Here is a 24143-nt window from a genome sequence, read left to right as displayed (position 1 = left end):
GTTCATTTTTTTGCCGGCTGGGTCACCCACCATGCCGATGCAACGATCAACAAGCCACCGATCCAGCCCTGCAATGCCATCTGCTCGCCCAGAAAGAAGACGGCGATCAGCGCGCCCCACATCGGTTCGCTGCCCATGAGCAGGGCCACCCGTGAGGGGCTGCTGCGCGATGCCGCGTAGTTCTGCACAAAGAACGCAAACAACGTACACAGCAGCACCAGGAACGCCATGGCAGACCAGAAAGATGCACTGCGCGGCAGCGGTGGCCACGCGGCGCCGTGCACGGCGAGCATCAGGATCGCGGAGCCCAGCGTCATCACGCCCATCTGCACCGCGGTCACCGTGAGCGCGGGCAGGCCGTGTGCCTGACCATGGCGACGGGTCAGGCAGACCATGACACCCCGCAGGAATGCAGCGAGCACCATCAGGCCGTCTCCCCAAGCAAGGTTGGCCGATCCGCCATGCTGGAACGCCAGCAGTCCCGCGCCCAGCAAGGACAAGCCCGCCGCCGCGAGCACCGCGCCGCTGGGCCTTGCCTTGAGCAGCCACCACTCGCACAACGGCGTGAAGGCGACGCAGAGGCTGATCAGGAATGCCGCGTTGGAGGCCGTGGTCAACGACACACCGAAAGTCTCACAGACAAAAATGGCCAGCAGATTGATGCCCAGCATCGATGCGCCGGTCAGCGCCGCCGGCCATGACGCCATCGCCAGCCCGCGCAACGCGGGGAGCAGTATCAGGAAAGTGAGGCCGAAGCGCAGCACCAGAAACTGCAGCACGGGCATCTGCCCGGTAGCGAGCTTGGCGGCGCTGTAGCTGCCGCCCCAGATCACGGCCACCAGAAGCAGAAGCCATTCGACCGGGCCGAACGACGGCCACGGCCGCGCACCCGTCCTGATCGAACGCAGACCCGTCGCCCCCGGTTGGTCGACGCGATCTTTCATGACGGCCGGAACCTTGAAGCTGCGAATCCTGCGTGTCGACATGCCGTTTCCTCCTCGATGTTGTGGGCGTGCGGATTGTTCGTTTCGCTTCCTGCGTTGACTAGACTCGGCGCCAGAACAGGAGCTTTGCGCCTTGAGAACAGATGATTTCCTGGAGGTGATGCGCGAACTGGTCGCGTTCGTCCGTGTGGCGGAAGCGGGCAGCTTTTCGGCCGCGGCACGGCGGCATGGGCAAACGCCGTCGGCCATCAGCCGGCAAGTGGCTCGCCTCGAAAGCGTCATGGGCGTGTCGCTGTTGCAGCGCACGACCCGGCAGTTGCGCCTCACCGAAGCGGGAATGGCCGTGTTGGAGCGCGGGCGCGACATGGTGGCCGCGGCACAGGCCTCGATGCGTGTGGCCGAGGGCCATGTAGGCACGCCCAAGGGGCTGATCCGCGTCAGCGCGCCCAAGGCGTTCGCCCGCCATGTGCTGCAGCGGCCCTTGCTGTCTTTTCTCGAGCGCTATCCCGGCGTGGATGTGCATCTGCTGGTGGTCGACCGGCCGGTGGATCCGCTGCGCGAAGGCGTCGACCTCGTGATCCGCCTGACCGACGACCCACCGCAGGGCATGGTGGCGCGCGCGCTGATGCCGGTGCGGCAACTGGTGCTGGCAAGTCCGGACTACCTCGCCTCCCACGAGGCCATCCGCAGTCCCGAGGACCTGATGGCCCACAGTTGCCTGTCGATCGGCGAGCAGGAGCGCGACAGCCGCTGGCGCTTCGTGCGGGGCGACGACGAGGTCGAACTCGCGGTGGCCGGCCGCTACACCCTGAACCACGGCGAGATGCGTCTGGCGGCGATCGAGGCCGGCCTGGGCGTGGGTTGCGTTCAGGATTTCGTGGCACATGATGCACTGGCGGACGGACGGGTGGTCCATGTGCTGCCGGAGTGGGCCTTGGACACCAACTACCAGGGCATGGCCTACCTGTTGTTCCTGGCTTCTCGCTACACCACGCCGAAGGTGCGCGTTCTGGTCGATCACCTCGTGGCGGCGCTGAGGCCCCCGCCGGCGGGCTCACCGCGCCCGCCCGCCTGAGCGGGCAGCAGCGTCGCAAGCATCTGCACGGTGCCCGCGGCGTTGCCGGGTTCGGGTTTGCTGTCGCCATTCCTCTGCAAGGCGGTCGAAACGGCCCATGGAACAGTCTTGAACGTGGGATCGGCGCGACGTCATGACCAATGGCAGATGCGTTTCGTTAACGGTTGAATTACATTCGACGGCCCTCGAAACAGCCCACCCAGTGACTTCCAGCTTTCCCAGTTCCGCCGACCCGGTCGCACGCCCCAAGCGGGTGCTGGTGATTCATTACTCGCAGTCCGGGCAGCTCGACAGCGTCGCCGCTCAGATCGTCGCGCCGCTCAAGGCCGATCCGTCCATCGAGGTGCACGAGGAAACGCTGCGGCCGCAGGCGCCGTTTCCCTTTCCCTGGCCGTTCATCAGCTTCTTCGACGCCTTCCCGGAGTCGGCCCACATGAAGCCGCCGCCGCTGGCGCCGCTCTCGCTGTCGGGCGACGAAGACTTCGACCTGGTCATCCTGCCGTACCAGGTGTGGTTCCTGGCGCCGTCGCAGCCGGTCACCGCATTTCTCAAGCATCCGGTGGCGGCACGCCTGCTCAAGGGCAAGCCGGTGGTCACGGTCATTGCCTGCCGCAACATGTGGCTGCTGGCGCACGAAAAGCTCAAGGGCATGCTCGGCGACGTGGGCGCGCGCCTCATCGACAACGTGGTGCTCACCGACCCCGGCCCCACGCTGGCCACCTTCTTCACCACGCCGGCGTGGCTGATCTGGGGCCGCAAGCGCGGTTTCTGGGGCATGCCCGATGCGGGGCTCAGCGCCGCGCAGGTTCGCGGTGCGGGCCGTTTCGGCCGTGCGCTGCGCGACGCGCTGCACGGCGACCTGGAGCGCGGCACGCAGCCCCTGCTGGCCGGCCTGGGCGCGGTGCAGGCCGATGCGCGTCTGCTGATCAGCGAGAAGGCCGGCACCCGCAGCTTCTATCTGTGGGGCAAGCTGATCATGGCGGCCGGCGGGCCCGGCGCCCCGGCGCGCAAGCCCTTGCTGCTGCTCTACGTGGTGTTCCTGCTGGCGCTGATCGTCACCGTCGTTCCGGTGAGCCTGACCCTGCAGGCGCTCCTGCGACCGTTGTTCAAGGGGTGGCTGACTAAAATGACAGCCCAATTCGAGTGCCCGTCGGGCTCCGCCACGGACCGCTCCCACCTCTATGACGACTGATGTCTTCCTGACCCGCACCGCTGCCTTTCTGCCCTTTGCCCCGGTCAGCAACGAAGACATCGAAGAGGTCCTGGGCCGCATCGCCGGCAAGGCGTCGCGCGCGCGGCGCCTGATTCTTCGCAGCAACGGCATCCGGTCGCGCCACTACGCCATCGACCGCGCCACCGGCCAACTGGCCATGACCAACGCGCAGCTCACCGCCGCGGCCATCCGGGCGCTGGGCGACGACATCGGCCCGGTCGACTGCCTGGCCACCGGCACCTCGCTGCCCGACCAGCTCATGCCCAACCATGCGGTGATGGTGCACGGCGAACTGGGCTGGCCCCGGCTCGAAGTGGTGGCCTGCGCGGGCATCTGCCTGGCCGGCACCACGGCGCTCAAGCACGCGTGGCTCTCGGTGCGTTCGGGCGATGCGCAGCGGGCGGTGGCCACCGGCTCGGAGCTGGCATCGGCCGTGATGCGCGGCGCCAGCTTCGAGGCCGAGCTCGAACACAAGCTCGACGCCCTCGAAGCCCGGCCCGAGCTGGCCTTCGAAAAAGACTTCCTGCGCTGGATGCTCTCCGACGGCGCCGGCGCCGTGCTGCTGGAGCGCGCGCCGCGCGGGCCGCTGTCGCTGCGCGTCGAATGGATCGACCTGTCTTCGGCCGCGCACGAATTGCCGGTGTGCATGTATGCCGGCGCCGACAAGAACGCCAAAGGCGGCCTGGACGGCTGGGCCCGCACCTCGCCGGCCGACTGGCACCGCGACTCGACCTTCGCCGTCAAGCAGGACGTGCGCCTGCTCAACGACAACATCGTGCGCGCCACGCTGGGCGAGCCGCTTGAGGCCATCGTCCGCAAGCGCGGGCTGAAGTCGGCGGACATCGACTGGTTCCTGCCGCACCTGTCGTCGAACTATTTCGTCGAGCCCGTCAGCCGTTGCCTCGACGCCATGGGTTTTGCTATTCCGCGCGAGCGCTGGTTCAGCAACCTCAGCAGCAAGGGCAACACCGGTTCGGCATCGCCGTACATCATGCTGGACGAGCTGTTCCGCTCCGGACGCATCCAGCCCGGCCACAAGCTGCTGATGTTCGTGCCCGAAAGCGGCCGTTTTTCGAGCGGCTTCATCCACATGGAGGCCGTATGAAACCCCCACGCTCATCGCTTCGCGTATCGCTGCCCCCCGAGGGGGCGCAGGCCTCCCTTGGGGCGGCCCGGCGGGAGGCCTGACATGGACCTCGACGCAGTTCCACAGGAGGGCAACGCGACCCTGGCCGGCCATTCCAAGCTGATGTACGCCCGCGACGCGCAGGGCCGCGTCGTGACCACCACTTCGCGCGGCTGGGAGGCGGAAGAGATCGTCACCAGCCATGCGGTCGATGTGCTGGTCGAGCAGGCGAAAGAGGCGAAAGAGCGGGTCAAGGCCGGGCTCGCATCGCCGCTCGAATATTGGATGTACGAGCGCCGCATGGACGTGGCGCTGCTCTCGCAGACCAGCGGCTTCTGGCAGTGGCGCGTGCGGCGCCACCTGCAGCCGCGGCATTTCGCCGGTCTTTCGCAGGCGCAGCTCGCGCGCTACGCCGAGGCGCTGGGCCTTCCGATTTCCACCTTGCAGGGCCTGCCGTGAACTTTCAACACCAACAGGCGGCGCACTGCGAGAGCGGTGTCATCTCCAGCCTCATGCGCCACCACGGTGCACCGATGACCGAGAGCATGGCGCTGGGCCTGTCGTCGGCGCTGTCGTTCGCCTACCTGCCGTTCATCAAGCTGTCGGGCCTGCCGCTCATCTCGTACCGCATGCCGCCCAAGGCCATCATCAAGGGCCTGATGGCGCCGATGGCCGCGCGCTTTCGCTTCGAGACCTTCCGCAGTCCCGAGAAGGGCCAGCGGCGGCTCGATGCGCTCCTGGCCGACGGCCAGCTCGTGGGCCTGCAGACCTCGGTGTACTGGCTGCCGTACTTTCCGCCGAACATGCGCTTTCACTTCAACGCGCACAACCTGCTGGTCTACGGCAAGGACGGCGACGACTACCTCATCAGCGACCCGGTGTTCGAGGAGCCCGTGCGCTGCGCGAGCGCCGACCTGCTGCGCGCGCGCTTTGCCAAGGGCGTGCTCGCGCCCAAGGGGCTCATGTACTACCCGCAGGCCATCGAGCGCAAGGCGGTCGATCCCGCCTCGGTGACCAAGGCCATCCGCAAGACGGTGCGCGGCATGCTCGCGCCCATTCCCATCGTCGGCGTGCGCGGCATGCGCATGCTGGCCAACCGGCTGCAACGGCTTTCGGCCACCGACCCGCGCAGCGTCGATTTCATCGGCCACCTGGTGCGCATGCAGGAAGAAATCGGCACGGGCGGGGCGGGCTTTCGCTTCATCTACGCGGGCTTTCTGCAAGAGGCGGCCCAGCTGCTCGACAAGCCGCAACTGCAGCAGATGTCCGAGCGGCTGATCGCCATCGGCGACGGCTGGCGCGCCTTTGCACTCAAGGCGGCGCGCATGGTCAAGGGCCGCGAGCCGGTCGATCCGGTGGCGCTGGCGGGCAAGCTGCGCGAGCAGGCGCAGCAGGAGGAAGCCTTCTTTCGCGATCTCAAGGCGGCCGTCGCCTGACCTGAATGAGGCCCGCGTTGCAGCCCGCTCTTGACGGCCCGATGCTCGAACTGCAACAGCTCGGCTACCGCTATCCGCATGCCGACGCGGCCGCGCTGACCGATGTGTCGCTGGCGGTGCCCCGGGGCTGCGTGCTGGGCTTGCTCGGGCCCAACGGCGCGGGCAAGACGACGCTGATTTCCCATCTGTCGGGCGCGCTGGCCGTGCAGTCCGGCCAGATCCGCATCGACGGGCAGGCGCTGAAGCAGGTGCGTGCGAAGACGCCCACGCGCATTGCCGTGGCGCCGCAGGAGCAGGCCTTCTATCCGATGCTCACGGTTGCCGAGAACCTCGCGTGCTTTGCCGCGGCAGGCGGTTTGTCGGGCGCGAGAAAGAAATCGCGCATCGCAAGCTGCACGCAGTTCGCCCAGCTCGAGCAGTTCGCGGGCGTGCGCGCCGACCGGCTCTCGGGCGGCCTGAAGCGTCGGCTCAACCTTGCGATCGCCTTGCTGCCCGAACCCGAGCTGATGCTGTTCGACGAGCCCACCGTGGGTGTCGATCCGCAATCGCGCGCGTTCATCCTGGACGCCATCAAGAGCCTCGCGCAGGCCGGCGCTGCGGTGATCTACGCCTCGCACTACATGGAAGAGATCGAGGCCATCGCCGACCGCGTGGCCATCCTCGACCACGGCCGCGTGCTGCGCGAAGGCTCGCTCGACGATCTGCTGTCGCGCAGCGCCATGCTGCTCACGCTGGCCGCCGACGGGCTCGATGCGCAGATGCTGTCGCGCTTCGGCACGGTGGAGGCAGGCGAGGGCGCGGCGCACTGGCGCATTCACCTGAACGCGGACACCGGCCCCGGCCCGGTACTCGCGGCGCTCGAAGCTTCGGGCATCGTGGTGCGCCATGCCGAGTTCGGCCGCCATGACCTCGAGCAGCTTTTCATGGCGCTCACCCACCGCTCGTTGCGCGACTGAACAGGCCCTGAACCCCATGCTGCTGGCGCTCATCAAGAAGGAACTGCTCGCCCTCGTGCGCGACATGCATGGGCTGGCGGTGCTGTTCCTGATGCCGATGGTCTTCATCGTGCTGATGTCGCTCACCCTGAAGGACATCTACCGCCCGCCGCTCGCCGAGCTGAGCTACGCCGTCGACGTCCGCGATACCGCGACGCCCGCCCAGTGGCTGCAGCAGCTCTGGCAGCGCAACCACGGTGCGCCGCAGCCGCTGGGCGCGGACTGGCAAGAGCGCCTTCGCAACGGCACGCTCAAGTACGTGATCGTGCTGGAGCCCGGGCTGTCCGAAGAACTGGAGTCGGCCGCGTTGTCGACCAAGCCCTACATCCGGCTGCTCACCGAGCCGGGCATCGACGCCAATCTTTTCAATGCACTGCGCGCGGAGCTCATCGGCGCCTCGGGCGAGCTGAAGGCGCGCCTTGCGCTCGCGGTGCCCGGCACCGCCGGCCCGGCGCCCGATGCTTCCATCCAGGCGATGGTGCAGGCCGAGCGCTTCGCCACCGCCGGCCCACGGCCCACCTCGGTGCAGCAGAACGTGCCCGCGTGGCTGGTGTTCGGCATGTTCTTCGTCGTGGCCTCGCTCTCCAGCCTGTTCGTGCAGGAGCGCAGCTCGGGCGCGCTCGGCCGGCTGCAGAGCCTGGGCGTGTCGCGCTCGATGCTGCTGGCGTCCAAGGCCTTGCCGTACCTGGGCGTGAACGCCTTGCAGGCGCTGCTGATGCTGGCGGCCGGCATCTGGTTCATGCCGCTCGTGGGCGGCGATGCGCTGTCGCTCGCCGGCATCCACTGGGGCGCCTTGCTGCTCTCGCTCGCGGCCATCAGCCTGGCGGCGGTGAGCCTGTCGCTCGCGCTGGCCTGCCTGGTGCGCAGCCATGCGCAGGCCGCCACGCTCGGGCCGATGGTCAATGTGCTGATGGCGGCGGCGGGCGGCATCATGGTGCCGAAGTTCGTCATGCCGGGCTTCATGCAGCGGCTGGTCGAGGTCTCGCCGATGAACTGGGGGCTCGAAGCCCTGCTCACCGTGCTGCTGCGCGGCGGCGGCGTGGCCGATGCCCTGCCGCAGATCGGACGGCTGGCCGTGTTCGCGGCGTTCATGTTCTTCGTGGCGGTCTTTCTGTTTCGCAGGCGCACACCGTGAGCACCGTTTCTCCTGAATTCATTGCCGACCTGAAGACGATGGTGCTCGAGTCCGTCGAGAAAGAGGCGCCCCCCGGCGGCCTCGGCGACGACGAGCCGCTGTTCGGTCCGCAGGCGCGGCTGGACCTCGATTCGCTCGATGCGCTGCAGGTGTCGATGGCGATCCAGCAGCGCTTTGGCGTGCGCATGCCCGACAGCAAGGAAACACGCCGTGCGCTGACCTCCATCGCCCACCTTGCCGAGCACCTTGCCCAGGCGGGCAAGGCATGAGCGGCGGCGTGAACGGCGACGTGTACCTGGCCGCGACCGGCCTGGCCTGCGTGTTGGGCAACGACATGCCCGCCGCGCTCAACGCCTTGGGGCGCGGCGGCGTGCCGCCCACCCCCGTGGCGTTGGCCGACGGTGTGGGCTGCACGGTCTACAAGCTGCCGCCGCAAGAAGGCGACTGGACCCGGCGCGTGCAGCACACCGCGCGCAGCGTGGTCGCGCAGACCGGCGAATGGGGCGATCGCACCGCGCCGCTCTTCGTGGCCTCGTCGTCGCTGGACATCGGCGGCATGGAGTTCGAAAAGCCCGCGCTGCGCTTCGGCGGCGACCTGCAGGACTTTGCCGGCCTCGTCGCCTCGGCGCTCGACTGGCAAGGCCCGGTCTTCACCGTCTCCACGGGCTGCACGTCGGCGCTCAACGCCGTGCTGGCGGCCACCGACCTGATCCGCCACGGCGGCAACGACGAGGCGCTGGTGCTGGGCGCCGAAATGGACAACCGCTTCACCGCCGCCGGATTCCACGCGATGCAACTGCTGGCGCCGGGCAGCGCGCAGCCCTTCGGCGCCGAGCGCAAGGGCCTGGTGCTCGGTGAAGCCGTCGCGGCGCTGCGCCTGAGCGCGCGCCCGTCGCGCTGGCGCATCACGGGCGGTGCCAACGTGGTCGACGGGCGCAACCCGTCGGGCACCGAGGCCAGCGCCGTGCGCGCCATGTGCCGCGCCGCGCTCGCGCAGAGCGGCCTCGGCCCGGAAGACATCGACCTCATCAAGGTGCAGGCCGCGGGCAGCCTGGTCAACGACACCATCGAGGTGAATGCGCTCAAGGAGGTGTTCGGTCGGCTGCCGCCGCTGGTGTCGCTCAAGTCGTCGCTCGGCCACACGTTGGGTGCCGCGGGCGCCGCGGAGTTGGCCTTGCTGGTCGGCTGCATCGAGGGCGGGGCGTGGCCGTCGATCGGCTACGCGCTGGACCCGACGCTGGGCATTGCATTGGCCACCGAGGCGCCCGCGAAGCTGCGCAACATCCTGCTCAACGTGGTCGGCTTCGGCGGCGGTCATGCTTCGCTGCTGATCGAGGATTGCCACGCATGAATTCGGGAAGCTCGACCGTCTGGCGCACCGCGGCTCACTTCGTCGTTCATCCGCCGCCCGCGGACTGGCGCGACGAGCTGGCCATCCGCCTCGGCCGCCGGCCGCGCCGCGTGGGCGTGTGGACCGAGCTTGCGATGTACGGTGCGCGGCGCTGCCTCGACGCGGCAAACGAAGCCGCGCTGCCCCAGGGCGCGCGCCTGCGGGTGGCCAGCAAGCGCGGCGCTTGGCGCGCCATGCACACGGGGCTGGAGCAGCTCGATGCCGGCCTGCCGATGCCGTTCACCTTCATGCAGAGCCAGCCCGCGCTGATGCTCGCCGAAGTCGGCCGCTGCCTCGAATGGCAGGGCGACGCGAGCTTCATGCTGTGCCAGGATGCGCAGCGCCTGCTTCAGCTGTCCCAGCTCGGTGCTTCTCGTGACGGGCTGCTGTTCGGCATCGTCGAAGAGGAGCGCGACGCGGAGCCTGCGCGCTCCGAGTGGTGGCGGCTGGTGCCGGCCTGACCCGGCAGCGGCTATGCCGCAGAGATCGAGCGCCGGAGGTTGGCGCGTGCGCGGGCTTCGAGCAGCGCATGCATCCGCGGCGTGGCGTAGATCGCCTCGCGGTCCAGAAAGCGCTGCAGGATTTCGCGGCGCCGCGGCAGGCGAAGCTCAAGCGGCACGAAGGCGTATTCGGTGTGGACCTGGCGCTCGTATTCGTCGAAGCGCGCCTCGTCGGCGCCGAGGATGGACAGGTCGATGTCGATCAGCAATTCGGCATCGCGGCCTTCGGGCACCGCATCGTGGCGCGTGGCCATCACGAGGGCGTGGACGCGTTCGGCCGCCTCCGGTGCCGCGCCCGCCGCGCGCAGCACGTCGCGCGCCCAGTCGGCGCTGCGGGCCTCGTTGTCGTGGGCATGCACGTCATAGATGGCGTCGTGGAACCACAGTGCGATCGCCACTTCGCCGGGCCGCTCGGCCAGCGCCTTCTCGCGCTCGAACCAGACCAGGCATTCGCCCAGGTGCTGCATCGTGTGGTAGTGGCGCTGCGGCTCGCCGTAGCAGTGCTGCAGTTCGGCGCACAGCGCGGGCGCGGGTGCGGCCACACCCAGCACCTGCCAGGCGGCGGTCCAGTTCGCGCGCAGCGCTTCGGGTGTCATGGCGGCTATTGCGCCATGGCGGCTTTGACTTCCTGGCCGAGGTCCAGCACCGACATCGCGTAGTAGCTGCTCCAGTTGTAGCGCGTGATCACGTAGAAGTTGCGCGTGCCGGCCACATAGGTGGGCGGCGCGTCGGCGCCGTTCTGCAGCTCGACCAGCGCGAGCAGGCCCTTGTGCCGAAGGCCTTCGCCCTCGGGCACGGCACCGGCGGCCACGAAGCTGTCGGCGCTGAAGGTGGGGAGGATGTCGGGTGCGAGCAGCAGCTCTTTCTTGAGCCGCGCTTCCTCGAAGTGCACCGGGTAGATCGACGGCATGCCGGGCGTCCAGCCGAAGCCCTTGAAGTAGCTCGCCACCGAGCCGATCACGTCGGCCGGGTTGTTGACCAGGTCGATGCGGCTGTCGCCGTCGAAATCGACCGCGTACTTGGCGATGCTGCTGGGCATGAACTGCGGCATGCCCATGGCGCCGGCATAGCTGCCGACGGGGACCAGCGGGTCTTCGGCGGTGCGGCTCTCGGTGCTGAGAAAGCTCTCGAGCTCGCCGCGAAAGAAGGTCTCGCGCTCGGCCGCGCGCGGATGGCCTTGCGGAAAGTCGAACGACAACGTGGCGAGCGCGTCGATCACCCGGAAGCTGCCCATGTTGCGGCCGTAGATGGTTTCCACGCCGATGATGCCGACGATGATTTCGGGCGGCACGCCGTACACCTGCTCGGCGCGCGCGAGCGTGTCGGCGTTGGCGCGCCAGAAGCGCACGCCGGCCGCGATGCGCACCGGGTCGATGAAGCGGCTGCGGTAGGTCTGCCAGTTCTTCACCGTGCCCACCGGGCCCGGCAGCATCAGCCGCGGCACATTGGGCAGGAAGCGGGCGCTGCCGATGGTGGCACGCACCCATTCGCGGTCCAGGCCGCGGCGTTCGGCCACGTCGTCGGCGAAGCGCATGGCGTCTTCGCGCGTGGCGTAGGGGATGCCGCCGCGCACGGTGCTGCTGTTGCTCGCACCATTGCGATTGCCGGACGCGGAAGATTTTTGCGCCAGCGCCTGCGTGGACCACGCGCAGCAAGCGGCGAGAAGGGCGACGGCGGCTGTGGCGGCGCGAGAAGGCTTGGAGGAGAAAAATCGCATGCGTCGATTGTGCCGCCCGCTCGCGCGAGCGCTTCGGCGGGACACATGTGGTTTCAGCCGCGCGGCGCTGCGGCGGGCCAGCTCAGGCGGCGGAACTCCGCGCGCAGCTCGGACAGCGCGCCCGGCGCGGCCTGCGGCGCGTAGCGCTGGGCCTCCAGCTTCAGCAGCCAGTCGCGCACCGGTTGCGCGGCGGTGCCGAAGCGCGCATCGGCCTCGGCGGCCATCCGGCGCGGCGGCGTGGTCTCGGGCAGGGGCAGCCCGGCCTTCTGCAGGCGCGTGCGCGCCTGGCCCAGCAGGCGCAGCCAGGGGTCGTGCCGGGTGCGCTCCCACAGGGTCCAGCCGGCGCCCGCGATGCTTGCGGCGATGAGCAGGTAAAGCAGTACATAGGCCAGGTCTTCCAGGCTCGGCGCATCGAAGCCGATGTTCTTCAGCAGATTGAGCTGGCGGCTCTGTGTGTAGTTGAGCACCCACTGGTTCCAGCTGTTGTTCACTGCCTCCCAGGCGGCGCGCAGGTTCTGCACCAGCGTCGGGCTCATCGCGCCGATGGCGCCGGCAAACAGCCCGGGCTGCGGCGCGAGCCGCTGGAACTGCCCGATGCGGCCGGGGGAAACCGAAGCCGTCGGGTCCACGCGCACCCAGCCCGCGCCTTCTTGCCAGACTTCGGCCCAGGCGTGCGCATCGCGCTGGCGCACGGTCCAGTAGTTGTCGATGGTGTTGAGTTCACCGCCCTGGTAGCCGGTGACGATGCGCGCGGGAACGCCGAGGTTGCGCATCAGCACGACGAAGGCCGAGGCGATGTGCTCGCAGAAACCCTCCTTGCGGTCGAACCAGAATTCGTCGGCTGTGTCGTCGCCGTAGACGCCGGGTTCCAGCGTGTAGGTGTAGCCGCCGGTGCGCAGGCGCCGCAGCGCGGACTGCACGAAGGCCGGCGTGTCGGCGTTGGCCAGTTGGGGGTCGCCGCGCATCTCGGCGGCGAGGGCGGCAGTGCGCGGGTTCTTGCCGGGCGGCAGGGCCAGGTAGGCCTGCAGCTGTCCGCCGATGCGGCGGGTCGGCCCGCTCGAAAAGCGCGTGTAGCTTTCGGCGCTGTAGCGCAGCAGGTCGGTGACGGGGCGGTTCGCGATCCACTGCAAGTCGGGCGTGCCGGTCACCTCGAGGCCGGGGCCTTCGGGCGGCCGCTGGGCCGCATCGAGCGTCAGCAGCCAGGGGCGGTTGCTTGGTTCGAGCGTGACCTCGTAGCGCACGGGCTCGCCGCTGACGCGCAGGTTGGCGGCGCCCTGTCCGCCACGCGCCCAGGGCGAGAGCGCCGTCCACTCGCGCCCGTCGAACTGCGCGAGCACCGGTCCGCGAAAGTAGAGCTGGCTCTGCGGCGGCGCCCGGTTGCCCTCGAACTTGACGCGCGCGGCAATGCTGTCGTCCAGCGCCAGCTCGGCGATGGTGCCCACGCGCATCGTGTTCGACAGGCCCGTGCGCCCGGCCATGGCGTCGCTGGGTGTGCCCCACAACGGCGCGAAGCGCGGGAACAGCAGGAACAGCGCCAGCATGATCGGCGCGCCGAGCAGGGCCATCCAGCCAGCGGTGCGCGCGGCCTGCATCAGCGACGGCCGGCCGACCGGCATGTGCGCGTTGACCAGCGCCGTCAGCAACCCCAGCAGCGCGAGCAGCATGGTGAACGCGGTCAGCAGCGACTGGGAATAGAAGAAGTTCGTGAGCATCGCGAAGAAGCCCAGGAAGAAGACGACGAAGGCATCTCGCCGGGCGCGCAGCTCCAGGGTCTTGAGCGCCAGCAGGATGACGATGAGCGTCACGCCGGCGTCGCGGCCCAGCAGGGTGCGGTAGGTGGCGTAGGTGCCTGCCAGCGCCAGGGCCAGGAGGGCGATGCGCCACCAGCGGCTGGGGAGGGGGCGTGCTTCTACGGCGAGGGAGCCGCGCCAGAGGAGGACCAGGGCTGTGAGGAGGGTGCACCACCAGGGGAGGTTCTCGACCTGAGGCAGCACGATCAGGGCGATGACTGTGAGGAGGAAGAGGGTGTCTCTTGCGTCTCTTGGCAAGGTTGAGAGCTTTTGCATGAGGTTGTTCATGTTGTGTGCTCTCTTTTTTGTCTCGGGGCCGGGTCTCGCCCCGGCGGGCGACCTGCTTTTCTTTGCTTCGCCAAAGAAAAGTAGGCAAAAGAAAGGCGACCCCACTGTCTGCGACCCCTTCGCGTTGCTACGGGGCGACCTGCGGTGCTCGCGTTTCGCGGGGTCCGCAGAACTCGCTGCGCTCGGACAGCTGCGGCCCTGATCCGCGAAACGCTGTGCTCCTCGGCGCAGCCAGAGGGGAGGGGGCACCGTTCGGGCCGTCGCTTCGCTCGGCCTCGGGTTTCAGTCGGGCCTTCGCTTCGCTCGGCCGCCGACTTGACTTGCTCCTTCCCCCTTTGGGGGAAGGCTGGGATGGGGGCAGGCAGAGCGCTCGATAGGCACGCTGCTTGCCCCCACCCCGACCCTCCCCGAGGAGAGCAGCCGCAACCCAAGCCGAGCGCAGCGAAGGCCCGCATGGTGTCGAGCGCCGAGCGAAGCGATGGCCCGTCCAAAGCCCTTCTGGGTGTGCCGAGGAGCGCAGCGGTTCGCGGATCAGGGCTCGCAGCTGTTTGAGCGAAGCGAGTTCTGCGAGACCCCGCGAACCGCGAGCACCGCAGGTTGCCCGCAGCTTCGCTGCGGGACACACACAGCAGGGTCGCCTTTCTTTTGCCTACTTTTCTTTGGCGAAGCAAAGAAAAGTAGGTCGGCCGCCGGGCCGAGACCCGGCCCCGGGAAGCCATCACACAACACATCAACATAAAGCCAACGCCTCTAGACAAGCCCTCCGATGAGCCTCCCCCTGAGAAGGCTTCAAAACCCTCCCCCCCACCCGAACCCCGTAATCCACCCCCAACCGATCCGCCATCAACACCCAAGCACAAATCCGCGACACCCGGGCCTCGGTATCGACAACCCCGCAAGCCTGCGCATCGAGCCAGAGCTCTTCACGCTGCGTGTGTTGCGTATCGCGGCTGACCAGGTCTTCCGACCCCGCCGCCTGCGCCCGCGCCGCCTTCTTCCACACCACCAGCTTCAACGGATCGCCGCGCCGGTAGGCCCGCACGCCGTCGTACTCGCCCGCGCCCTGCGGACGCAGCGCCGCCGAAGCCGCCGCCGGGCCCGACAGCGGTTCGCCGGCCGGCAACGGCGGCGGGTGCGCCTCGGGCGTGGGATACACCAGCATCTGCGCCGCCGGCCGCCACACCGTCCACACGCGGAAGGTGCCGAGCGGAAAACGCGTCTCGGCCGTCAAGGGCGGCACGGCATGCAGCCCGCGCCGCTCGGGCAGGAACGCGATCTCGACGGTGGACGTGCCCTCGGCCGGCACATCGGTCCAGGCCCATTGCCCGCTGCCGCGCACCGCCATGCCGATGCCGTAGCGCACGCTGCGGCGCGTGTTGTGCAGCACCACCCGAAAGACGGCCGCGGCGCCCGCGTAGTGCGCCTCGGGCGGCTGCATGTGCATGGCGAGCCCGCGCAGCGTGGCATGGCACACATGCATGCCGACCGCCACGCTGCCCGCGAGCAGAAAGGTCAGCAGGTAGCCCAGGTTGAGCTGGTAGTTGATCGACGCGACCAGCAGCACCAGCAGCGTGGCGGCCAACGTCCAGCCGGCCCGCGTGGGCACGATGTAGACGTTGCGCTGCGTGAGTTCCAGCCTGTCCGACGGCGGCCGCCGCGACAGGAACCAGCCGTCGATGCGCGAGCGCAGGGCGCCGACCGGATTCACGGCAGCGGGACGGCCGCGATCATTGCGCGCACCTGCTCGACAGCACCGCGGCCCGCATCGCCCACGGGCGTGAGCCGGTGCGCAATCGTCTGCGGCAGCACGGCCTGCACGTCGTCAGGCGCCACGTAGCTCCGGTTGGCCAGGAGCGCCTGCGCCTTCGCGGCGCGCAGCACGGCAATGCCGGCGCGCGGCGACAGGCCCTGCAGGAACCAGCGGCCCGACCGCGTGGCGGCGATCAGGTCCTGCACATAGTTGAGCAGCGGCTCGGAGGCATGCACCTGCTGCACGCGCTGCTGGATGGCGGTGAGTTCGCCGGCGGTCAGCATGGCGGGCAGGCCGGCCAGCATCTCGCGGCGGTCCGCGCCCGAGAGCAGCAAACGCTCGGCGGCGCGGTCGGGGTAGCCGAGAGAGATGCGCATCAGGAAGCGGTCCAGCTGCGACTCGGGCAGCGCGAAGGTGCCCAACTGGTCCTGCGGGTTCTGCGTGGCGATCACGAAGAAGGGCGTGGGCAGCGGGCGGGTCTCGCCTTCGATGGTGACCTGCTTTTCTTCCATGGCTTCGAGCAGGGCGCTCTGCGTCTTGGGGCTTGCGCGGTTGATTTCGTCGGCCAGCAGCACCTGCGCAAAGATCGGGCCGGGGTGGAACACGAAGGCCTGCTGCCCCCGGTCGTAGATCGCCACGCCCGACAGGTCGCCCGGCATCAGGTCGGCGGTGAACTGGACCCGCGAAAACTGCAGGCCGAAGGTGTGCGACAGCGCATGGGCGAGGGTGGTCTTGCCGACCCCCGGCACGTCCTCGATCAGCAGGTGTCCTCCAGCGAGCAGGCATGCCACGCAGTCGCGCACCTGCGCCTCTTTGCCCACGATCACCGTGTTAAGCTGACTCAGCAAAGTGGCAAGCTTCGCAGCAACGTCCATATTTGTATCCATATGCAAACGATACCGTAAGACCTTGCGGCCCCATGCCGCGTGAGGTCTACACGCGACAAGAGACATGGGCAAGACAGGCTACTTCACACACCGAGACTTCTGGAAGCACGACATGGGCCGGGGTCATCCCGAGTGCCCCGAGCGACTGGATGCCATCGAAGACCGGCTTCTGGTATCGGGCGTCGGCGACGCGCTGGAGCACTGCGAAGTGCCGCTGGCCACGCTGCAGCAGCTCACCCGGGCCCACAGCGTGGCGCACGTGGAGCACCTGGAAGAACTTCACCAGCGCCTGGTGGCCGACGAACCCGCGGGCGGCCCCGACCACGCGCTGCTGGACCCCGACACCTCGCTCAACCGTTTCACGCTGCTGGCCGCACGCCGCGGCGCCGGCGCCGCCATTGCCGCGACCGATGCGGTGATTTCGGGCGACATCGAGAACGCCTTCTGCTCGGTGCGCCCGCCCGGTCACCACGCCTGCCGCGAGCAGGCCATGGGCTTTTGCTTCTTCAACAACATCGCCATCGCGGCGCGGCATGCGCTGGAGGTGCACGGCTTCGACCGGGTGGCCGTCGTCGACTTCGACGTGCACCACGGCAACGGCACCGAGAACATCCTCTCGAACGATCCGCGCGTGCTGATGGTCGGCTTCTTCCAGCACCCTTTCTATCCGTACAGCGGCACCGACCACCCGGCGTCGAACATGCTGAACCTGCCGATCCCGGCCTACACCAAGGGCATGGACGTGCGCGAGCTGATCGAGGCCGCCTGGATGCCGCGGCTCGAAGAATTCCGCCCGCAAATGGTCTTCATCAGCGCGGGCTTCGACGCCCATCGCGAGGACGACCTGGGCCAGCTGGGCCTCAACGAGAACGACTTTGCGTGGATCACCGGCCGCATCCGCGACGTCGCCAGGCGCCACGCGCGCGGCCGCATCGTCTCGATGCTCGAAGGCGGCTACAACCTCGACGCCCTGGCGCGCAGCGTGGAAGCCCATATCCGCGTGCTCGCGGACCTCTGATTCGTATTCCTGATCGAAAGACAGTCCGTTCACGCTGAGCTTCTCGAAGCGCTGCGAAGGCTTCGACAAGCTCAGCCCGAACGGTCCCAGATTGATGACCTTCAACGACTTCACACAACGCCTCGCCCAGGTCGATGCGCGCGGCATCGGCATCGAACTGGCCGTGCTGGCCGCCTGCGTGGCCCTGGCGTGGGCCGTCTGCAAATGGTTCGGGCGCGACCAGCCCAAGGACTCCATCTGGTTCGGTGAAAACACCTTCGACGGCGTGCTGTTTCCGCTGCTCGCACTGGTGCTCACCGACCTTGCACGGCGCGTGGTGATCGATTTCCAGACGGTGCTGGTGCTGCGCATCGCGGTGTCGGTGTTTCTGTCGCTCCTGGTCATCCGCCTGTTCGCGCGGGTGCTCCGGGCGGTGTTTCCCACCTCCAACCTGGTGCGGCTGATCGAACGCACCATCTCCTGGCTCGCGTGGATCGCCGCCGTGCTCTGGATCGTCGGCCTGTTGCCGCCGGTGCTGGCCGAGCTGGACAACATCACGCTGGCCTTCGGCAAGACCCGGGTGAGCGTGCAGACGATCTTCCAGGGCGTGCTGTCGGCCGGGCTGGTGCTGGTGATCGCGCTGTGGATCGCCTCGACCATCGAGAAGCGCATCCTGCGCGAAGCCGTCACCGACCTGTCGATGCGCAAGGTGGCATCGAATGCGGTGCGCGCCTTCCTGCTGCTCATCGGGCTCTTGTTCGCGCTGTCGGCGGTGGGGGTGGACCTCACGGCGCTCTCGGTGCTGGGCGGCGCGCTGGGCGTGGGCCTGGGTTTCGGCTTGCAGAAGCTGGCGGCCAACTATGTGAGCGGCTTCGTGATTTTGCTGGAGCGCTCGATCCGCATCGGCGACAACGTCAAGGTCGACACCTTCGAAGGCCGCATCACCGACATCAAGACGCGCTACACGCTCATTCGCGCGGGCAACGGGCGCGAAGCCATCGTGCCCAACGAATCGCTGATCACCAGCCGGGTGGAAAACCTGTCGCTGGCCGACCGCAAGTTCAACATCACGACCAACATCGTGGTGGGTTACGAGAGCAACGTGGCGCAGGTGCAGAGCATCCTGTGCGAGGCGGCCAAGGTGCAGCCGCGTGTGATGACCGACCCCGCGCCTGTGGCTTATCTCGTGAACTTCGCGCCCGACGGGCTGGAGTTCAGCCTGCACTTCTGGGTGGCCGACCCTGAGAAGGGCAAGGACAACCTGCGCTCGGCCATCAATGTCGCCATCCTCCAGGGGCTGCGCGGGGCGGGCATCGACATTCCCTATCCGCAGCGCGTGCTGCGTGTGGAATCTTTGCCGCCGGAGATGGCGCCGGCGCCAAACGCTGTTTTATAATCGTTAAATAGCACGACCGTTCTTTTTGATCGCCTGCGATGCCGGTCTGAACGAACGCCTTGGGGCGCAGGGGTCGAACCCTAGAATGACCGGCTGCCCTCGAAGCCCCCTTTTTGCAATCCAATGGAGTCAAGTCAATGAAGGTTCTTGTACCTGTCAAACGGGTCGTCGACTACAACGTGAAGGTGCGCGTGAAGAGCGACGGCACCGGCGTGGACATTGCCAACGTCAAGATGAGCATGAACCCCTTCGACGAGATCGCTGTCGAAGAAGCTGTGCGCCTGAAGGAAAAGGGCGTGGTCACGGAAGTGATCGCCGTCTCCTGCGGCGATGCCAAGTGCCAGGAAACCCTGCGCACCGCGATGGCCATCGGTGCCGACCGCGGCATCCTCGTGGAAACCACCGAAGAGCTGCAGCCGCTGGCTGTCGCCAAGCTCCTGAAGGCGCTGGTCGACAAGGAGCAGCCCCAGCTGATCATCCTCGGCAAGCAGGCCATCGACGATGACGCCAATCAAACGGGCCAGATGCTGGCTGCGCTGGCCGACCTGCCCCAGGCCACCTTCGCCTCCAAGGTCGAAGTCGCTGGCGACAAGGCCACGGTCACCCGCGAAGTCGACGGCGGCCTGGAGACCATCTCCCTGAGCCTGCCGGCCGTCATCACGACCGACCTGCGCCTGAACGAGCCGCGCTACGTCACGCTGCCCAACATCATGAAGGCCAAGAAGAAGCAGCTCGATGTCTTCAAGCCTGAAGACCTGGGCGTGGATGTGAAGCCGCGCCTGAAGACCCTGAAGGTCAGCGAGCCGCCCAAGCGCGGCGCGGGCATCAAGGTGCCTGATGTGGCGACGCTGGTGGACAAACTGAAGAACGAAGCGAAGGTAATTTGAAGTCATTGCGGGATAGTCCGCAGCGGCGCAGCCGCAAGCTCTGTCCTCAACTGATCAGAATTTTTTGGAACAAAAAATGACCGCACTTGTTATTGCCGAACACGACCACGCGACCGTCAAGCCCGCGACCCTCAACACCGTGACCGCAGCCTTGGCCTGCGGCGGTGAAGTGCATGTGCTGGTGGCCGGTGCCAATGCCGCCGAAGCAGCCAAGGCGGCCGCCCAGATCGCTGGCGTCACCAAGGTCATCGCCGCCGACAGCCCGAGCCTGGCCGAGAACCTCGCCGAGAACGTGGCCGCTCAAGTCCTGGCCATCGCCAGCAACTACAGCCACATCCTGTTCCCCTCGACCGCCAACGGCAAGAACGTCGCACCGCGCGTGGCCGCCAAGCTCGATGTGGCACAGATCAGCGACATCACCCTGGTGGTCAGTCCCGACACCTTCGAGCGCCCGATCTACGCCGGCAACGCGATTGCCACCGTGCAGAGCAGCGACGCCACCAAGGTGATCACGGTCCGCACGACCGGCTTCGATGCAGCCGCAGCAACGGGTGGCAGCGCCACCGTCGAAACCGCTGAAGGCGTCGCAGACAGCGGCAAGAGCAGCTTCGTCGGACGCGAAGTCACCAAGAGCGAACGCCCCGAACTGACGGCCGCCAAGATCATCGTCTCGGGTGGCCGCGCCTTGGGCAGCGCCGAGAAGTTCACCGAAGTGATGGCGCCGCTGGCCGACAAGCTCAACGCGGGCCTGGGCGCCAGCCGCGCCGCCGTGGACGCGGGCTACGCCCCGAACGACTGGCAAGTGGGCCAGACCGGCAAGATCGTCGCGCCGCAGCTGTACATCGCAGCGGGCATCTCGGGCGCGATCCAGCATCTGGCCGGCATGAAGGACTCCAAGGTCATCGTCGCGATCAACAAGGACGAAGAGGCGCCGATCTTCTCGGTGGCCGATTACGGCCTCGTGGCCGACCTGTTCACGGCCGTGCCGGAACTGGTGAAGGCGCTCTGATCGCCGCATCGCTGCATTGAGCCGAAGGGCATCGTTCGCGATGCCCTTTTCGTATCCGCCGTATCTGGAGACAACACATGAGCTACACCGCCCCCCTCAAGGACATGCTGTTCGACATCGAGCACCTGGCCAACATCGGCGAAATCGCCAAGCTGCCGGGTTTCGAAGACGCCGGCTTTGAAACCGCGCAGGCCGTGCTCGAGGAATGCGCGCGCTTCAACCAGGACGTGGTGGCGCCGCTGAACATCGAAGGCGACCGCAATCCTTCGTCGTTCAAGGGCGGTGAGGTCACCACAACCCCCGGCTTCAAGGACGCCTTCGCGCAGTACGTCGCGGGCGGCTGGCAGGGTCTTCAGCACCCGTCGGACTTCGGCGGCCAGGGCCTGCCAAAGACCATCGGCGCGGCCTGCGGCGAGATGCTCAACTCGGCCAACATGAGCTTCGCGCTGTGTCCGCTGCTGAGCGACGGCGCCATCGAAGCGCTGCTCACCGCGGGCTCCGACGAACTGAAGGCGGTGTACCTCGAAAAGCTCGTGAGCGGCCAGTGGACCGGCACGATGAACCTCACCGAGCCGCAGGCCGGCAGCGATCTGGCGATGGTGCGCAGCCGTGCCGAGCCGCAGCCCGATGGCACCTACAAGGTGTTCGGCACCAAGATCTTCATCACCTACGGTGAGCACGACATGGCCGAGAACATCGTGCACCTCGTGCTGGCCCGCGTGACCGGCGCGCCCGAGGGCGTGAAGGGCATCAGCCTGTTCGTGGTGCCCAAGTTCGTGGTCGGCAAGGACGGCGCGCTGGGCGAGCGCAACGACGTGCACTGCGTGAGCATCGAGCACAAGATGGGCATCAAGGCCTCGCCGACCGCCGTGCTGCAGTACGGCGACAACGGTGGGGCGGTGGGCTACCTCGTCGGCCAGGAGAACCGCGGCCTCGAGTACATGTTCATCATGATGAACTCGGCCCGCTACGCCGTGGGCATGCAGGGCATCGCGATTGCCGAGCGCGCCTACCAGCACGCCGTGGCCTACGCGAAAGACCGCGTGCAGAGCCGTCCGGTCGACGGTTCGATCAACGCCAGCGCACCGATCATTCATCACCCGGACGTCAAGCGCATGCTGATGACGATGCGCGCCTACACCGAAGGCTGCCGTGCGATGGCCTCGGTCGCTGCCGCTGCCTACGACGCCGCGCACCACCACCCCGACGCGGACGCGCGCAAGCAGAACCAGGCCTTCTACGAATTCATGGTGCCGCTGGTCAAGGGCTACAGCACCGAGATGAGCCTCGAAGTGACTTCGCTCGGCGTGCAGGTGCACGGCGGCATGGGCTTCATCGAGGAGACGGGCGCTGCGCAGTACTACCGCGACGCGAAGATCCTCACGATCTACGAAGGCACCACCGCCATCCAGGCCAACGACCTCGTGGGCCGCAAGACCGCGCGCGACGGCGGCCAGACGGCCAAGGCCATCGCCGCGCAAATCGAGAAGACCGAAGCCGAGCTCGCCAAGAGCGACAGCCCCGCCGCCGCCTCAGTGCACAAGCGCCTGAAGGCCGCGCGCGAAGCCTTCATCGAAGTGGTCGATTTCGTCGCGGGCCAGACCAAGGCCTCGCCCAACGCCGTGTTCGCGGGCAGCGTGCCGTACCTCATGCTCGCGGGCAATCTCGTGGCCGGCTGGCAGCTGGCGCGCTCGCTGATCATTGCCGAGGACCTCGCCTCGCGCAGCTTCGACACCGACTTCATGCTCGCCAAGATCGCCACCGCGCGCTTCTATGCCGAGCACATCCTGAACAAGGTGCCGGGCATCCGCGACAGCATCGTGGACGGCGCCGAGAGCGTCACCGCGCTGGCGCTCGACGCGTTCTGACGCCCCGGGTTCACGGCTCGCTACGGCCCGTGTCGCCCATCTGACCGGCGGCGCGGGCTTCCTCTCTTATAAAACCGAACACCATTTCCGGAGACTTCATGTCCAAGCTGCCCCCCGTCCTGGCGAACCTGCCGTTGCCGATCATCGGCTCGCCGCTGTTCATCATCAGCAACCCCAAGCTCGTGATTGCGCAATGCAAGGCCGGCGTGGTCGGCTCGATGCCGGCGCTCAACGCACGCCCCGCGGCCCAACTTGAAGAGTGGCTCATCGAGATCACCGAAGAACTCGCGGCCTACAACAAGGCCAACCCCGACAAGCCCGCCGCGCCCTTCGCCATCAACCAGATCGTGCACAAGAGCAACGACCGCCTGGAGCACGACATGGAGATGGTCGTGAAGTACAAGGTGCCCATCGTCATCACCTCGCTGGGCGCGCGCACCGACGTGAACGACGCGGTGCACAGCTACGGCGGTGTGACGCTGCACGACATCATCAACAACAAGTTCGCGCAGAAGGCCATCGAGAAGGGTGCCGACGGCATCATCGCGGTGGCGGCCGGTGCCGGTGGCCACGCGGGCGTGAAGAGCCCGTTTGCGCTGGTGCAGGAAATTCGCCAGTGGTTCGACGGCCCGATCGCGCTGTCGGGCTCCATTGCCACCGGGGGCGCGGTGCTCGCGGCGCAGGCCATGGGTGCCGACTTCGCCTACATCGGCACCGCTTTCATCGCCACCGAAGAGGCGCGCGCCAGCGACGACTACAAGCAGGCCATCGTGGACGGCAACTCGGACGACATCGTCTATTCGAACCTCTTCACCGGCGTGCACGGCAACTACCTCGCGCCCAGTATCGTCAAGGCGGGCATGGACCCGGCGAACCTGCCCGAAGGCGACCTCAAGACCATGAACTTCGCGAGCGGCGACGGCAGCAAGGCCAAGGCCTGGAAAGACATCTGGGGCTCGGGCCAGGGCATCGGCGCCGTGACTGAAGTGGCCAGCGCCGCGGCCTTCATCGAGAAGCTCAAGCGCGAGTATCAGGAAGCCAGGCAGCGGCTCGCGCTCTGACCGAGCGAAGCCTGTTTTGGCAATCGCCGCCGCGCACTCGACGCCGGCGCCCAAGTGACCGCTGAAGACTTGCTACTTCCAGGGCGTGGGCGGCGGAATCTCGCAGACCGGTTCCACGTCGACGCTCTTGAAGTCCGCTGGCGAGACGATTTCCAGGTACTCCATGTCGGGTGAGTAGTCGAAGAGAAAGTGCCGGATGCCGGGCCGCTGGTGGACCACGTCGCCGGCCTCGACCAGGGTTTCCTTGTCCTCGTACATGAAGCGCGCCCAGCCCTTGACCATGATCACGATCTGGAAATCCGCCTCGTGAAGGTGCCAGCCGGTGCCCGTTTCGGGTGCCATGTTGGCCTTGACCAGATGCGCGATGACCTTGCCGTTGGTGGCTTGCGCAATGCCCAGGTCGCGGTAGAGAAAGAAATCGCGCAGGCCGCCCGAGACGAATTCTGTGTCACCGGGCTTGACGTGGGAGAACTGGGTGGCGGTACGGTCCAGCATGGGGCGCTCCTTCGCGGATGGTTGGTGTGCTGCGCTGCAGCACGCATAAAGCGTTCCTGTTTCTTGTTTGTGTTTCGCCTCGGGGGTTGGCGGCGATGGGTGCTGTGCCCTTGGGCGGCCGACGTCACCGGCCCTTCGGGCTTCCCTGCGCTGCTCGCGACGGGCGGGGTCTCGCAGAACTCGC

General features: G+C 67.6%; 23 protein-coding genes. 16 read left to right on the top strand and 7 right to left on the bottom strand.

The genetic code is table 11. The features are described from left to right. Nucleotides 1–2 precede the first annotated feature (2 nt). On the bottom strand, nucleotides 3–944 hold the full coding sequence (locus tag ABIC90_RS14055; protein WP_436318213.1) for a DMT family transporter: 942 nt from the start codon (nucleotides 942–944) through the stop codon (nucleotides 3–5). 133 nt (nucleotides 945–1077) lie between these two features. On the opposite strand from ABIC90_RS14055, the gene ABIC90_RS14050 reads away from it, so the two are divergent. The 10 genes from ABIC90_RS14050 (at nucleotide 1078) to ABIC90_RS14005 (ending at nucleotide 9775) form a co-directional block, all read left to right on the top strand. Then, the gene (locus tag ABIC90_RS14050; protein WP_354354811.1) at nucleotides 1078–2019 is read left to right on the top strand and encodes a LysR family transcriptional regulator; all 942 of its coding nucleotides are present in this window, start codon (nucleotides 1078–1080) and stop codon (nucleotides 2017–2019) included. Between the two features lie 133 nt (nucleotides 2020–2152). Beyond that, nucleotides 2153–3211 (top strand): dialkylrecorsinol condensing enzyme, encoded by a 1059-nt coding sequence (locus ABIC90_RS14045; protein ID WP_354354809.1) that lies wholly within the window; start codon nucleotides 2153–2155, stop codon nucleotides 3209–3211. Continuing rightward, nucleotides 3201–4337 (top strand): beta-ketoacyl-ACP synthase III, encoded by a 1137-nt coding sequence (locus ABIC90_RS14040; protein ID WP_354354807.1) that lies wholly within the window; start codon nucleotides 3201–3203, stop codon nucleotides 4335–4337. Before ABIC90_RS14045 ends, ABIC90_RS14040 begins: the two co-directional genes overlap by 11 nt. 84 nt (nucleotides 4338–4421) lie before the next feature. After that, on the top strand, nucleotides 4422–4817 hold the full coding sequence (locus ABIC90_RS14035; protein ID WP_354354805.1) for a hypothetical protein: 396 nt from the start codon (nucleotides 4422–4424) through the stop codon (nucleotides 4815–4817). Beyond that, on the top strand, nucleotides 4814–5794 hold the full coding sequence (locus tag ABIC90_RS14030) for a BtrH N-terminal domain-containing protein (protein WP_354354803.1): 981 nt from the start codon (nucleotides 4814–4816) through the stop codon (nucleotides 5792–5794). Before ABIC90_RS14035 ends, ABIC90_RS14030 begins: the two co-directional genes overlap by 4 nt. Before the next feature lie 17 nt (nucleotides 5795–5811). After that, nucleotides 5812–6750 carry an ABC transporter ATP-binding protein gene (locus ABIC90_RS14025; protein ID WP_354354801.1) on the top strand — a complete coding sequence of 313 codons (939 nt, stop codon included), beginning with the start codon at nucleotides 5812–5814 and terminating at the stop codon, nucleotides 6748–6750. 16 nt (nucleotides 6751–6766) lie between these two features. Then, entirely contained in the window at nucleotides 6767–7924 is a 1158-nt protein-coding gene (locus ABIC90_RS14020; protein ID WP_354354799.1) for an ABC transporter permease, read from the top strand. Continuing rightward, complete coding sequence (locus ABIC90_RS14015; RefSeq protein WP_354354797.1) at nucleotides 7921–8193, top strand: acyl carrier protein; 273 nt, start codon at nucleotides 7921–7923, stop codon at nucleotides 8191–8193. Before ABIC90_RS14020 ends, ABIC90_RS14015 begins: the two co-directional genes overlap by 4 nt. Continuing rightward, a complete protein-coding gene (locus ABIC90_RS14010; protein WP_354354795.1) occupies nucleotides 8190–9275 on the top strand; it encodes a beta-ketoacyl synthase N-terminal-like domain-containing protein in 1086 nt (361 codons plus the stop codon). Before ABIC90_RS14015 ends, ABIC90_RS14010 begins: the two co-directional genes overlap by 4 nt. Beyond that, the gene (locus ABIC90_RS14005; protein ID WP_354354793.1) at nucleotides 9272–9775 is read left to right on the top strand and encodes a hypothetical protein; all 504 of its coding nucleotides are present in this window, start codon (nucleotides 9272–9274) and stop codon (nucleotides 9773–9775) included. The genes ABIC90_RS14010 and ABIC90_RS14005 overlap by 4 nt, the downstream gene beginning before the upstream one ends. 11 nt (nucleotides 9776–9786) lie before the next feature. Here ABIC90_RS14005 and ABIC90_RS14000 read toward each other — a convergent pair whose 3' ends face one another. The 5 genes from ABIC90_RS14000 to ABIC90_RS13980 all read right to left on the bottom strand — a co-directional run bounded on the left by ABIC90_RS14000 (nucleotide 9787) and on the right by ABIC90_RS13980 (nucleotide 16234). Further along, nucleotides 9787–10410, bottom strand: a complete 624-nt coding sequence (locus ABIC90_RS14000) for an HD domain-containing protein (protein WP_354354791.1) — start codon at nucleotides 10408–10410, stop codon at nucleotides 9787–9789. Between the two features lie 5 nt (nucleotides 10411–10415). Next, on the bottom strand, nucleotides 10416–11531 hold the full coding sequence (mltB, locus tag ABIC90_RS13995; RefSeq protein WP_354354789.1) for a lytic murein transglycosylase B: 1116 nt from the start codon (nucleotides 11529–11531) through the stop codon (nucleotides 10416–10418). 53 nt (nucleotides 11532–11584) lie between these two features. Continuing rightward, complete coding sequence (locus ABIC90_RS13990; protein WP_354354787.1) at nucleotides 11585–13609, bottom strand: DUF3488 and transglutaminase-like domain-containing protein; 2025 nt, start codon at nucleotides 13607–13609, stop codon at nucleotides 11585–11587. Between the two features lie 730 nt (nucleotides 13610–14339). After that, nucleotides 14340–15317 (bottom strand): DUF58 domain-containing protein, encoded by a 978-nt coding sequence (locus tag ABIC90_RS13985; protein ID WP_354354785.1) that lies wholly within the window; start codon nucleotides 15315–15317, stop codon nucleotides 14340–14342. Beyond that, entirely contained in the window at nucleotides 15314–16234 is a 921-nt protein-coding gene (locus ABIC90_RS13980; RefSeq protein WP_354354783.1) for an AAA family ATPase, read from the bottom strand. Before ABIC90_RS13980 ends, ABIC90_RS13985 begins: the two co-directional genes overlap by 4 nt. Nucleotides 16235–16310: 76 nt before the next feature. Here ABIC90_RS13980 and ABIC90_RS13975 point away from each other — a divergent pair, with 76 nt between their 5' ends. From ABIC90_RS13975 to ABIC90_RS13950, 6 genes are all read left to right on the top strand, one after another. Beyond that, the gene (locus ABIC90_RS13975; protein WP_354354781.1) at nucleotides 16311–17264 is read left to right on the top strand and encodes a histone deacetylase family protein; all 954 of its coding nucleotides are present in this window, start codon (nucleotides 16311–16313) and stop codon (nucleotides 17262–17264) included. Nucleotides 17265–17358: 94 nt separating this feature from the next. After that, nucleotides 17359–18639 (top strand): mechanosensitive ion channel family protein, encoded by a 1281-nt coding sequence (locus ABIC90_RS13970; RefSeq protein ID WP_354354779.1) that lies wholly within the window; start codon nucleotides 17359–17361, stop codon nucleotides 18637–18639. A gap of 137 nt (nucleotides 18640–18776) precedes the next feature. Then, nucleotides 18777–19526, top strand: a complete 750-nt coding sequence (locus ABIC90_RS13965) for an electron transfer flavoprotein subunit beta/FixA family protein (protein WP_258351309.1) — start codon at nucleotides 18777–18779, stop codon at nucleotides 19524–19526. A 76-nt stretch (nucleotides 19527–19602) separates the two neighbouring features. Continuing rightward, nucleotides 19603–20535 carry an electron transfer flavoprotein subunit alpha/FixB family protein gene (locus ABIC90_RS13960; protein WP_354354776.1) on the top strand — a complete coding sequence of 311 codons (933 nt, stop codon included), beginning with the start codon at nucleotides 19603–19605 and terminating at the stop codon, nucleotides 20533–20535. 77 nt (nucleotides 20536–20612) lie between these two features. Beyond that, complete coding sequence (locus ABIC90_RS13955) at nucleotides 20613–22403, top strand: acyl-CoA dehydrogenase (protein ID WP_354354774.1); 1791 nt, start codon at nucleotides 20613–20615, stop codon at nucleotides 22401–22403. 98 nt (nucleotides 22404–22501) lie between these two features. Then, nucleotides 22502–23464, top strand: a complete 963-nt coding sequence (locus ABIC90_RS13950) for an NAD(P)H-dependent flavin oxidoreductase (RefSeq protein WP_354354772.1) — start codon at nucleotides 22502–22504, stop codon at nucleotides 23462–23464. Between the two features lie 72 nt (nucleotides 23465–23536). Here the strand turns inward: ABIC90_RS13950 and ABIC90_RS13945 are convergent, their stop codons facing one another. Further along, nucleotides 23537–23959 carry a cupin domain-containing protein gene (locus tag ABIC90_RS13945; protein WP_354354770.1) on the bottom strand — a complete coding sequence of 141 codons (423 nt, stop codon included), beginning with the start codon at nucleotides 23957–23959 and terminating at the stop codon, nucleotides 23537–23539. Nucleotides 23960–24143: the final 184 nt, after the last annotated feature.

This window comes from Variovorax boronicumulans, from assembly GCF_040544675.1.
Taxonomy (GTDB): Bacteria; Pseudomonadota; Gammaproteobacteria; order Burkholderiales; family Burkholderiaceae_C; genus Variovorax; species Variovorax boronicumulans_D.
Note: the sequence above shows the minus strand (reverse complement) of the source record. Positions and strands in the feature narration are given on the sequence as shown.